This is a genomic window from Kitasatospora sp. CM 4170 (assembly GCF_032110285.1).
GTDB lineage: Bacteria > Actinomycetota > Actinomycetes > Streptomycetales > Streptomycetaceae > Kitasatospora > Kitasatospora aburaviensis.
Map to the genome: position 1 here is coordinate 3,918,077 of NZ_CP134877.1, position 12,186 is coordinate 3,930,262.

The 12,186-nt window shown below is 73.4% G+C and carries 7 protein-coding genes; 3 read left to right on the forward strand and 4 right to left on the reverse strand.

Features of this window, described 5'->3' with window-relative positions:
• Positions 1–50 precede the first annotated feature (50 nt).
• On the reverse strand, positions 51–1,721 hold the full coding sequence (locus RMN57_RS16360) for a hypothetical protein (protein WP_313764123.1): 1,671 nt from the start codon (positions 1,719–1,721) through the stop codon (positions 51–53).
• 101 nt (positions 1,722–1,822) lie between these two features.
• Positions 1,823–2,080, reverse strand: coding sequence for an SCO4848 family membrane protein (locus RMN57_RS16365; protein ID WP_313764124.1), 258 nt, complete (start codon positions 2,078–2,080; stop codon positions 1,823–1,825).
• Positions 2,081–2,223: 143 nt separating this feature from the next.
• On the opposite strand from RMN57_RS16365, the gene RMN57_RS16370 reads away from it, so the two are divergent.
• Complete coding sequence (locus RMN57_RS16370; RefSeq protein ID WP_313764125.1) at positions 2,224–3,462, forward strand: D-alanyl-D-alanine carboxypeptidase; 1,239 nt, start codon at positions 2,224–2,226, stop codon at positions 3,460–3,462.
• A 55-nt stretch (positions 3,463–3,517) separates the two neighbouring features.
• Here the strand turns inward: RMN57_RS16370 and RMN57_RS16375 are convergent, their stop codons facing one another.
• Both RMN57_RS16375 and RMN57_RS16380 read right to left on the reverse strand, forming a co-directional pair.
• Positions 3,518–4,477: a YihY/virulence factor BrkB family protein gene (locus RMN57_RS16375; protein WP_313764126.1), complete on the reverse strand. Its 960-nt coding sequence runs from the start codon at positions 4,475–4,477 to the stop codon at positions 3,518–3,520.
• Positions 4,478–4,617: 140 nt separating this feature from the next.
• Positions 4,618–5,616, reverse strand: a complete 999-nt coding sequence (locus RMN57_RS16380; RefSeq protein ID WP_313764127.1) for a glycosyltransferase family 2 protein — start codon at positions 5,614–5,616, stop codon at positions 4,618–4,620.
• A 206-nt stretch (positions 5,617–5,822) separates the two neighbouring features.
• On the opposite strand from RMN57_RS16380, the gene RMN57_RS16385 reads away from it, so the two are divergent.
• Complete coding sequence (locus RMN57_RS16385; protein ID WP_313764128.1) at positions 5,823–9,398, forward strand: CDP-glycerol glycerophosphotransferase family protein; 3,576 nt, start codon at positions 5,823–5,825, stop codon at positions 9,396–9,398.
• Between the two features lie 268 nt (positions 9,399–9,666).
• Entirely contained in the window at positions 9,667–12,162 is a 2,496-nt protein-coding gene (locus tag RMN57_RS16390; RefSeq protein WP_313764129.1) for a CDP-glycerol glycerophosphotransferase family protein, read from the forward strand.
• The last annotated feature ends 24 nt before the right edge of the window (positions 12,163–12,186 follow it).

Here is a 12,186-nt window from a genome sequence, read left to right on the forward strand (position 1 = left end):
GAGGGCCCCGTCCGATCCGCCGATCGGACGGGGCCCTCGTGCGTCCCGGCTCAGCGCAGGACGCCGAGGTCCTTCGGGGTGGTGAAGCCCTGGTAGGTCAGCAGGTGCCGGTCCGCCGTGACGGCCCACAGGTCCGGCGTGCCGTCGCCGTCCCCGTCACCCGAGCTGCCGAGCGTCGGGTAGGCCTCCACGGTGAACCCCGTCGCGACCACGCCCGAGGACGGGTCGGCGAGGGCGGAGAAGTCGAAGGTGCCGTCGGCCCGCCTCGGGATCGCGTACGCGTGCAGCGCCCCGGTGGCCCGCTCCCGCGCCCACAGCGCCAGGTTCCCGGCGGCGTCCGCACCGGGGGCGATCAGGTCGTAGCCGTTCCAGACGCCGGTGGTGGTGAGCTTGCGAGCCTTCGACCCGAAGAAGAAGGAGAAGTTGCCGGAGTACAGCCAGAGGTTGCCGCCCTCCATCGTGACCAGGGACGGGGAGGGGTTGCTGCTCAGCGGTCCGAGTGCGACCATCTGGTCGACCTTCGACCAGTTGCTCGTGTAGTCCGCCGGGCACGGGGCCGTGGCGCCGGTGGTGTCCTGGCACTCCTTCGGCCGGTTGGCCCCCGTCATCCCGCCCTGGAACGCCCCGTAGTCGAAGTTGCGGTAGAGGTTCATCCAGCCGCTGCCCGGCTGGTGGATGAACACGTCGTCCATCGACGGCGCGTGGGCGCCCGGGTCCCAGCCGCGGTGGGCGATCTGCAGCGCCCCCCAGTTCCGCTGGTCGTTCGGGGCACGCCTCGCCTCGACGGCCGAGTGAGGCACGGCCTCGCTCGCCGACACGCTGATGTATTGCAGATTCCCCTGGGTGTCCGGAAGCAGGATGTCCGCGACCCCGTCCGCGTCCACGTCGCCGAGCGTGCTCGGCGGGTTGGGGTTGGACGGGGCGTAGAAGTTGTACGCGAAGGCCTGGCTGACGTTGCCCGCGTTGTCCACGGCCTCGACGTAGAGGGTGTTGCTGCCCCACTGCGGCACCTTGAGGGCCAGCGTGGCGGTACCGTCCGGGCCGGGCTGCACGGTGGGGCCGGCGCAGCCGCTGTAGACGGCGCTGTGGTCGTTCAGGGCGTACCGGTAGCACGCGATGCCCGAGGCCTCGCCGCCGCCCGCCGGCACCGGGTCGGTGCCGGCGATGACGAAGGTGGCGGTCTCGCCCGCGTACTTGGTCGGCTTCTGGCCGGAGCCGACGGGCGGGAAGTCCGTGGAGGTGACGGTCGGCGTGGCGCTGGTGAGGTCCACCCGGAAGTGGCAGTCCGCGGACGCCGGGGAGATCTTGTGGCCCTGGAGGGCGCGGGCCTGCCAGGTGTAGCCGTGGCCGTCCGTCAGGCCCGGGACGGTGATCCGGGCCTGGCCGGCCACCGCCGGGGCGATGCCGCTGAAGACGGCCGTGTCGGCGCCGGTGGTCGCGTCCCAGACGGCGAAGCGGGCCGAGAGGCCGCTGGTGCTGTCGGCGGCGACCGTCGCGTCGAGGAACGGGCCGTCGACGGTGCGCCCGATCCAGCCGGGTGTGGTGGTCGGGTCGCAGGCGTCCGTGACGGCGCCCGTGGAGACGGTCCGCGGCTGCGGGGACGCCGTCGTCGCGGTGACCCGCAGGCCGGTCTCGGCCGCGGCGGACGGAGCCGCCAGCAGGCCGGCGGCCATCGCCGCGGTCGCCGCGGCGCCCAACCGGCGCAGGTTCGCAGGCTTCATGAAAGTACCCACCCCTTGGGAGTCGAAGAAAGGTTCGACCTCTGCTCAAACGGTGTGGATCTTGCCAGTGGGCCCGCCGACCGGCAACCGGGTTTGACCGGTCAGTCGACGGCCGGGGTGCGTCGGGTGGCGCGGAGGCCGCGGATGCCGATGGCGCCGATCCCGATGCCGAGGACGAAGGACGTCACCGCGAGCAGGAGGTGCACCCAGAAGAAGGCGGTGGGCTGCGCGTGGTCGCCGTTGGTGAAGGCCTGGCCGCCCGAGTCCTTCCACAGGTTCTTGACGAAGGTGGTCCAAATGATCATGGACCAGACGCCGAAGGCGGTCAGGAACCAGGACGTGCGACGGCTGAGCTTCATGAGGTCCTCAACGGGCGGTGACGTGAAGAAGGCGTGTCCCCCCAGTATGCGCGGGGGGCCGTTCGGCGTACCGCAGCCCCCTCCTGCGGAGGACGGGCCCGGAGTGGCGGACGACCGGGGCCCCGACTGGGTACGGTCTGCTGGTGCTCACACGCCCTAAGCTCGCACAGCTGATCGCCGGGTGCCTCACGGCCCTTCCGGTCCTCCTCGCCACCCCGGCGGCCGTCGCGGCCCCGCACTCCCCGCCGCCCCCGCAGACCGCCATCGGCGGTGAGCGGATGGGGCTCTCCGGTGTCCAGGTGGACCCGCAGGCAGGCGCGCCGGCGCTGCCGCGGGACCTCACCGGGCGCTCCTGGATAGTCGCCGACGCCGCGTCAGGGGAGGTGCTGGCGGCCAGCAACCCGCATCTGCGGCTGGCGCCCGCCAGCACGCTGAAGATCCTCTTCGCGGACACCGTGCTGCCCAAGTTCGACCGCAACGCCGTGCACCGGGTCGCGGACGCGGAGATCCAGGGCATCGGCCCCGGCAGCAGCCTGGTCGGCATCAAGGAGGACCTCGACTACAAGGTCGAGGACCTCTGGCGCGGGGTCTTCCTCAGCTCCGGCAACGACGCCGTGCACGTCCTGGCGCACATGAACGGCGGCATCCAGCAGACCGTCGCCGAGATGCAGGCCCGCGCGGAGGCGTTGCAGGCGAAGGACACAAGGGTCGTCTCGCCGGACGGCTACGACATGGAGGGCCAGCTCTCCTCGGCCTACGACCTCACGCTGTTCGCCAGGGCCGGGCTGCGCAACCCCGACTTCCGGATGTACTGCGCCACCCGGGACGCGCTGTTCCCCGGTGCGGTGGACAGGAACACCGGCCAGCGCGGCAGCTTCGGCATCGCCAACACGGACCGGCTGCTCGGCAAGTACCCGGGCCTGATCGGCGTGAAGAACGGTTTCACCACCGAGGCCGGCTCCACCTTCGTCGGCGCCGCCGAACGGGACGGCCGCACCCTGCTGGTGACGGTGATGCACCCGTCCACGTACCAGAAGGTCTACGACGAGACCGCGGCGCTGCTGGACTGGGGGTTCGCCGCGGCCGACAAGGTCACGCCGGTCGGGCGACTGGTGGACGAGGCGCCGGCCGCGGAGCCGACGCCCGGCGGGCAGGCGGGCGGCACCGCCGGGGCCCCCGCCCCGCCACCGCACCCCTCGCCGTCCGCGCAGGCCGCCCAGCCCCCGCAGACTCCGCAGCCCGCCGCCGCCCGGACGGCCTCCGGCGGCGACGGCGGCGGGCTCGGCCCGGCCGGCCGGCTGCTGGTCGCGCTCGCGTCGGCGGCGGGCGGCACCGGGGCGCTGCTGCTGTGGCGGCGCCGGTCCGGCCGGCCGGCCGAGTAGGTCCGGCCGGCGCCGGGCCGAGCGGCGACCGCCGTCACGGCCCGCGGGCCCGGTCTCACTCCCGGGACCGGGCCCGCGGCGTGTCCGCCCGCTCCTCGTACTCCCCCTTGTCCGCCTCCGCCACCAGCTCCCGCGCCAGCTCCCGGGCCCGGTTGCGGGCGGCGGCCGGGTCCGCGGTCGCCGTCCAGGCGACGCAGTACATCAGCAGCCGGCAGACGAAGTTGATCCAGAGCAGCAGCGCCACCGGCACGCCGAAGGCGCCGTAGAGGCTCTTCCCGGCGACCGAGCCGAGGTAGGAGGCGAGCAGGATCTTCAGCAGCTCGAAGCCGACCGCGCCGATCAGCGCACCCTGCAGGACGTCCCGCCGGTGCTGGCCGCCGATCCGCGGGAAGGGCGCCAGCAGGTAGGCGAAGAGCAGCGCGTCCGAGGCGACCGCGATCAGCAGGCCGACGCCGGTCAGCAGGTAGCCGCCGGGGCCCCCGGTGCCCAGGCCGATCCACTCGGCGATCCGCCCCGCCAGGGTCGTCCCGGCGGCCGAGGCGGCCAGCGAGAGCAGCGAGACCAGGCCCAGTCCGAAGAGCACCACGCAGTCCCAGGCCTTGCGCAGTACCAGGTTGCCGCCGTCCTCGGGCAGCTGCCAGACGTCCCGGATCGAGGTGCGCATGGTGTCCACCCAGCCGAGGCCGGAGAGCAGCAGCAGGATGCCGCTGACCAGACCGACGGCGCCCGCGTTGGCCACCAGCGAGGGCAGGTTGAGGGCGTCGGAGATGCCCGGCAGCTGCTCGGAGATGCGCTTCTCCAGGTCGGCGACCCGGGTGTCGGAGAGGGTCGCGACCGCGATCGCCAGCGCCACCGTGAGCAGCGGGAAGAGCGCGAGGAAGCCGAAGAAGGTGACCGCTCCGGCCAGCCGGTTGCCGCGGGCGGCGGTGAAGTGCTCGTACACCCGGTACGGGCGGCTGCGCAGTACCCGCGCCGCGAGCGGGCCGATCACGGGCAGGCGGGTCAGGAAGTCCACCCGACCGGTTATACCGGCAGGTCGCCCGAACGGCCGTCAGGCTCGGCGCGCACCCGGGCGGTTGGACACCGGGTGCGCACCGGATCGGAGCAGGCCCGGCGCTTCGGGCGGAGCACGCCGGCACTTCGGGCGGAGCGCGCTCAGCGCTTGAGCAGGCGGCGGGCCTTGGCCAGGGCGCGGACGGTCTGGTAGGCGCCGTAGCGGCCGTGGCTGAGCAGCTCGGTGCGCACGCCGTCCACCCCGGCGGGTGCCTTGTAGCCGGCCGGGCGGAGCCGGGCGCAGTGCTCGGCGGCCCGGCGGAAGTACTCGCGGCGGTCGCCGGGCGGGACCCGGCCGGGCCGGGAGACCACCGTGTTGAGGTGGTGCAGCATCCGCCCGTAGACCACCGGGCGCCAGCGGTCGAGGTCGGGGCGGCGGTCCAGGAAGGCGAAGACCAGGTCGTACTGGGCGAAGACGTCGAAGTGCTTGCGGCTGGCCGTGGCCAGGATGTTGCCGCCCTCCTGGCGCTGCCGGTAGTGCACGCCGACCTGGTCGAGCAGGGTGATGCTCGCCGCGGCGAGCAGCGCCGGGTACGTCCAGGGGGTGTCCTCGTAGTAGCCCGCCGGGAAGGTCAGGCCCTGCTCGGCGATGAAGCCGCGGCGGTAGGCCTTGTTCCAGACCACCTGCAGCAGGTCCAGCAGGTCGGGGCGGCGGTCGAGGTCGAAGACGTCCGGCGAGTCGGCGCCGAAGACGTGCGCCGAGGCGGCCCGGGTGGTCCGGCCGTCGGAGTACGTCCGGGCGTAGTCGTAGACCAGGACGTCCGGGTCGCCGCCGGCCGCGAGCCGGGCGTCGACGGCCTTGAGCAGGCCGGGGGTCAGCGTGTCGTCGCTGTCCAGGAAGATCACGTACTCGCCGGTGGCCACCTCCAGGCCGGCGTTGCGGGCCCGGCCGAGGCCGACGTTCTCCGGCAGGTGCAGCACCCGCACCCGGGGGTCGCGTGCGGCGGCCTCGTCGAGCAGCGCGCCGCAGCCGTCCGGCGAGCGGTCGTCCACCGCGATCAGTTCGAAGTCCGGGCCGCCCTGGCCGAGGACGGAGTCCAGGCACTCGGGGAGGTACTCCTGAACCCGGTAGACCGGGACGATCACGCTGAAGCGGGGCATGGGGCACAGAGTAGTGGCCGCTCCGACCGGCCGGTCCACCGCGTCCGCGGGCGGCCGGCGCGGGCCCCGGCACCGGGCGCCGGGCGGCCCCGGAGGGGCCCGGAGGCCGGACGGTAGGATCGACGGGCACGTACGCACCGATCAAAAGTGCGGCCAGACCCCGACCGGGCTGCCACGCTCCTTCCCAAGAAAGGCCTGCGTAGCCGATGGCTCCCCGCCTCTCCATCGTCGTACCGATCTACAACGTCGAGCGCTACCTCGTGGAATGCCTCGACTCGATCGCCGCCCAGACCTTCACAGACTTCGAGTGCGTCATGGTCGACGACGGTTCGAAGGACGGCAGCGCGGCCCTCGCCGAGGCGTACGCGGCCAAGGACTCCCGGTTCCGGCTGGTCCGGCAGGTGAACAAGGGCCTCGGCGCGGCCCGCAACACCGGCATCCGGCACATCGACCCGGACGGCGAGTTCCTCTGCTTCGTCGACAGCGACGACTCGATGCCGCCGAGCGCGTACGAGCTGATGATCAACACGCTGGACGAGACCGGCTCGGACTTCGCCACCGGCAACGTGCTGCGGTTCCGCGCGGTCGGCTACTACCAGTCGGGCGGCCACAGCCGGCCGTTCGCCAAGACCGCGCTCAAGACGCACATCACCGAGATCCCGTCGCTGGTCACCGACCGCACCGCGTGGAACAAGGTGTACCGCCGCTCGTTCTTCGACGCGGCCGGCCTGCTGTACCCCGAGGGCATCCTGTACGAGGACGCCCCGGTCAGCGTGCCGCACCACTACCTCGCCAAGAGCGTGGACGTGCTCTCCGAGCCGATCTACCACTGGCGCGAGCGCGAGGTCGGCGAGATGTCGATCACGCAGATGCGCACCAACCCCAAGGGTCTGATCGACCGCGTCACCTCGGTGGAGCTGGTCCGCGGCTGGCTGAAGAAGCAGACCGACCCGCGCTTCGCGCAGTACCTGCGCACCTACGACGAGAACACCCTCGTCGAGGAGATCCCGATGTTCTTCTGGTCCGTCGTGGACGGCGACAAGGAGTACCGGGACGCCTACATCAAGAACGTCAGCCGGCTCCTCCGGGCGATCGGCCCGGAGCAGGTCCGCAAGCTGCGCGCGCCGCTGCGGCTGAAGTACCACCTGACCCTGCAGGGCCGGGTCGACGAGTTCGTCGAGCAGATCAAGTTCGAGGGCGAGAGCAACGGCGGCGTCACCGCCCGCGGCCTGCTGCGCCCGTACGCCGACTACCCGTTCCTGCGCGGCGGCCGCAAGAGCGTGCCCTCCAGCGTCCTCAAGCTGGACAACTCGCTGGTGATCCGCAGCCGGCTGTACGAGACGGCCTGGGTCGGCGGCAAGTTCCAGCTGACCGGGCACGCGTACCCGGAGCAGATGGGCGCCGAGAACAAGCACGACATGGTCCGGGTGCTGATCCTGCGCGAGGCCAAGGGCCGTCGCGTGGTCGCGGTCCCGACCAGGACCACGTACAGCCCCGAGGCCACCGCCACCTGCCACCACGACCTGTACAACTGCGACTGGGCCGGCTTCACCGCCTCCATCGACCCGAAGAAGCTCAAGCAGCGCGGTCAGTGGAAGGACGGCAACTGGCGCGTCCTGATGGCCGGCGGCGGCAAGGGCGGCGTCTACAAGGGCCGGATCTGGGCGGGCTGGAGCGACACCGCGCTCTACATGCCGGCGCACTGGGTCGAGCCGGACGTCCGGATCGTCCCCTGGGTCCGCGACGGCAGCGTCTACCTGCGCGTCGAGACCGTGCAGGCCCGGGTGACCGGCCTTTCGGCGCACGGCGGCCGGGTGGAGGTCTCCGGCGCGATCCGCACCGGCGCGAGCCTGGCCGGCGCCCGGCTCAAGCTCACCCACGTCGAGTCCGACCGCGACCTGCAGTACCCGCTGGAGCTCGCCGCCCCGGTCGGCACCCTGCGCCCGTTCAGCGTCTCGGTCCCGGCCGCCGAGCTGACCGCCGTCCGCGAGGCCTGGGCGGAGCTCGACCCGGTCGCGCCGACCCGTGCCCGCGACCGCTGGGACGCCGTCCTGCTGCTCGCCGACGGCACCTCCGTCCCGGTGGCCTGGGACGACCGCAACGCGCCCGAGCAGCTGCACGTCGCGCTCAACCCGGAGGCCCCCGGCCCGGAGCGCCGCGCGCTCTACGCCAAGCCCTCCCCCGGCGGCTACCTGCAGCTCACCGACCAGCTGCTGCAGCCGGTGGTGGACGAGGTCGTCCCCCGCGGCGCCGACGGCTTCCTGCTCAGCGGTGCCTTCCCGCTGCCCGGCGCGCACCGCTGGGAGCTGGTGGTCCGCCACAACTGGCGCGAGGAGGAGCACGTCTACCCGGTCGAGATCGCGGACGGGCGCTTCCGCACCACGCTGCCCTCGGTGCCGACGGCCTCCTTCGCCGGCCGGGTGCCGCTCGCCCAGGGCACCTGGGACGTCTTCTTCCGCCCGGTCGGCGCACCGGTCGACTCCGAGGCCACGCTGCACGCGCTGATCGCGCCCGGCTGCTTCGGCGCGCTGCCGCTGGAGACCGAGTCGCGCGGCAAGCGGATCGTGCTGGAGCGCCGCCACTACGACGGCCTCTCGCTGGAGTCGCACAACGCGCTGCTGCCCGAGGAGCGCAGCGGCTGGCGCCAGCGCCAGCTGCGCACCGTGGACTACCCGGCCGCGCGCCGGCTCCCGCTGCGCGACACCGTGCTCTACAACGTGGCGCTCGGCGGCCTCTACGCCGACTCGCCGCGGGCGATCCACGAGGAGCTGGTCCACCGCGGCCTGCCGCTGGAGCACCTCTGGGGCAGCGACGACATGCAGGCCGACCTGCCGCAGACCACGAGCGCGGTGCGGCTCTGGAGCCCGGAGTGGTTCGAGACCCTGGCCACCGCCAAGTACATCGTCACCAGCACGCACCTGCCGGACTTCTTCGTCCGCCGCCCCGGCCAGGTGGTCGTCCAGACCTGGCACGGCACCCCGCTGAAGCAGATCGGCTACGACTTCGAGAAGGTCTGGTTCACCGACGCCAACTACCTGAAGGGCGTCGCCAAGGAGGTTCCGAACTGGAGCCTGCTGGTCGCCGGGAACACCTGGTCGGCTCCGGTGCTTCGGCGCGCGTTCGACTACAAGGGCGAGATCCTGGAGAGCGGTTCGCCCCGCAACGACCTGCTGTTCGCCCCCGACCGGGAGAAGACGGCCGAGCAGGTCCGCGAGCGGCTCGGCCTGCCCGAGGGCAAGAAGGTCGTGCTCTACGCACCGACCTTCCGCGAGGACCGGCGCCGCCCGAACGGCGGCTACCAGATGGACCTGCGGATCGACCTGGAGGCCGCCAAGGCCGCGCTGGGCGACGACCAGGTGCTGCTGGTCCGCCGGCACAGCGTGATGTGCGGCCAGGTCCCAGACGCCGGCAACGGCTACGTCTGGGACGTCGGCAGCTACCCCGACATGGCGGAGCTGCTGCTGATCGCCGACGTGCTGGTCACCGACTACTCGGCGTCGGTGTTCGACTTCGCCACGACCGGCAAGCCGATCCTGTTCTTCACGCACGACCTGGAGCACTACCGCGACAACCTGCGCGGCTTCAGCCTGGACTTCGAGTCGGAGGCGCCCGGCCCGCTGCTGGCCACCTCCGCCGAGCTGGTCTCCGCGCTGGGCCGGGTCGACGCGGTGGCCGCCGAGCACGCCGAGAAGTACGCGGCGTTCCGCGAGGCGTACTGCGACCTGGACGACGGCCAGGCCGCGGCCCGCGTGGTGGACGGCATGCTCCGCCAGCAGCAGTAGCGCAGCCCGCCCCGGAGGCGCCCGACGCGAACCGCGTCGGGCGCCTCCGGGCTTTCTGGGAGTTCTCTGGGAGTTGCCCGCCCTTTACACCCGCATTGCACTCGAACTCACGTTTCGCGAACGAATTTCCGAGCAAATCTGCCGGACCGTACAGTTGACCCCGGATGTCATTCCGGTATGGGATGCGCAGTGGCCTTCGTACTCCCCCCCACCGTGCGCAGGCCCCGGCCCACCGCCATGGACCGGATCCCGTTCCGAAGGACCTCCCATGCCTGTCCTCACCCGGCTCGTACTGCCGCACGCCGATCCCCGGTCCGCGGACGGCCTGCCGCCCGCCGACGAGGACGCCGTCTTCGGCCTGCTGCGTGCCCGCTGGAGCGCCCGCGGGCTGGAGCTCACCGGTTTCGCCCGCCCCCAGGACGCGGACACCGCCCGCCCCGGCTCCGCCTGGACCTGGCTGACCCTGCACCGCACCGAGGACGAGCCCCCGGTCCACCTCCGCACCAGGCCGCGCCGCCTGCCCGAGGTCACCGACGACAGCGCCCAGCCCGACCACAACCACGACTGGTCCGGATTCACCGCCCTGATCGAGCCGCGCCGGCTGCGCCGCGGTGAGGAGTGGCTGCTCGGCGACTGGGAGGTCGAGGCCACCCTCTTCACCCGCCCCCGCCCCACCCGGCTGCGCCGCCAGTACGGACTGCTCGCCCCGCACTGGTGCGGCTCCGGCGAGTACCCGCCCGCCCGGTGGGTCGACCGGGACGTCCGGCTCCAGCCCAGGTTCGAGGACGGCCGGCTCTGCCTGCTGCTGGAACGCCCCGGCGTCCGGCTCACCCACGCCGTCCCCGACCTGGACGGCCTCGACCTGCGCGGCACCGCCGACCACTGCCCGGCCGGCACCGTGCTGCGGCTGCGCCACCGGGAGAGCGACGCCGTCGTCGAGCGCGCGGTCGCCCGCACCGGCAACACCTTCGCCGTCCACCTGCCGTACCGGCCGTTCACCGCGGACGGCCGCGGCAGCCGCGAGCTGGAGCACTGGGACGCCGAACTGCTGCGGCCGGACGGCTCCACCGAGCAGCTCACCCTGGACGAGCGCGGCGGCCCGGTGGCCGGCCAGCACCCGCTGCCCGGTGAGGCCGACCGGGTGCTCTACCTCAAGCACCTGTCCGACGGCTGGCTCCAGTTCTGCGTCCAGCCGCCGGCCGTCTGGGTCGAGCGGGTCGAGCCGCGGGCCGGCGGCTTCGACCTCACCGGCCACTGCCCCGGCACCGGGCCGTTCGAGCTGGTCCTGCGGCACGGCGGCACCGCCGGCGAGGTCCGCCACCCGGTCCGGCTCGGCGCCGGCGGCCGCTTCCGGATCCACCTGCCCGCCACCCGCACCGGCTCCGGCGGCGCCGCCCTGCCGCTGCGCAAGGGCATCTGGGAGGCCGCCCTCCACCCGGCCGGCCGGCCCGGTCCGCGGCGCGCGCTGATCGCCGCGCCCGCCCTCGTCCCCGCACTGCCCGCCGCCACCCAGGCCGGCGGCAAGCGGATCCTGCTCCAGCGGCGCTGGCACGACACGCTGCTGCTGGACTCCACGCCCGTCCTCACCGCCGGTGAGCGCAGCGCCTGGGCGCAGACCCGCCAGCGCACCGCCGGCTACCCCGCCGCCCGCCGCGAGCCGCTGCGCGACGCGGTGCTGTACGACGTCTTCGGCGGCCGCGGCTACTCCGACTCCCCGCGCGCGGTGCACGCCGAACTCGCCCGCCGCGGCGCCCCGCTGGAGCACCTCTGGGTGGTCGACGACGCCCAGGCCGAACTGCCCGCCGGGGTGCGCCCGGTGCGGATCTGGAGCCCCGAGTGGTACCGGGCGCTGGCCACCAGCCGGTACCTGGTCGGCAACACGCACTTCCCGGACTTCCTGCGCCGCCGCCCCGGACAGGTGGTCGTCCAGACCTGGCACGGCTCACTGCTCAAGCGGATCGCCCACGACGTCGACAACCCCTGGCTGGCCGACCACGGCTACCTGGAGGCGCTCGACCGGGAGACCCCGCAGTGGAGCCTGCTGCTCTCCCCCAGCGCCTTCGCCACCCCGATCCTGCGCCGGGCGTTCCGCTTCGACGGCGAGATCCTGGAGTCCGGCTACCCGCGCGGCGACGTGCTGGCCCGGCCGGACGCCGGCCGCATCGCGGCGGTCCGCCGCCGGCTCGGCATCCCGGACGGCAAGCGGGTGGTGCTGTACGCGCCGACCTGGCGCGAGGACCAGCAGCACGGCGACGGCGACGGGTTCCGGCTGGACCTGAGGATCGACCTGGACCGGGCCCGGAGCACCCTCGGCCACGACCACGTGCTGCTGATCCGCCCGCACGTGCACGTCCGCGAGCCGCTGCCCGGCGCCGGGGACGGCTTCCTCTGGGACTGCGGCGACTACCCGGACGTCCAGGAACTGCTGCTGATCGCGGACGTACTGGTCACCGACTACTCGTCGATCATGTTCGACTTCGCGATCACCGGCCGCCCGCTGCTCTTCTTCACCTACGACCTGGAGCACTACCGCGACACCCTGCGCGGCTTCTACTTCGACTTCGAGGCGCAGGCGCCGGGGCCGCTCGTCCCCACCTCGGCCGAGCTCCTGCGCGAGCTGCGCGAACTCGCCGACCGCGGCGCCGCGGTGCCCGCCGGCTACGAGGAGCGCCACCGCCGGTTCCGGGCCGAGCACTGCGGGCTGGACGACGGGGACGCCGCCCGCCGGGTGGTCGACCGGATGCTCCGGCTCGGCCGGGCCTGACCGCCCGCCCCGGGGCCGCCGGGA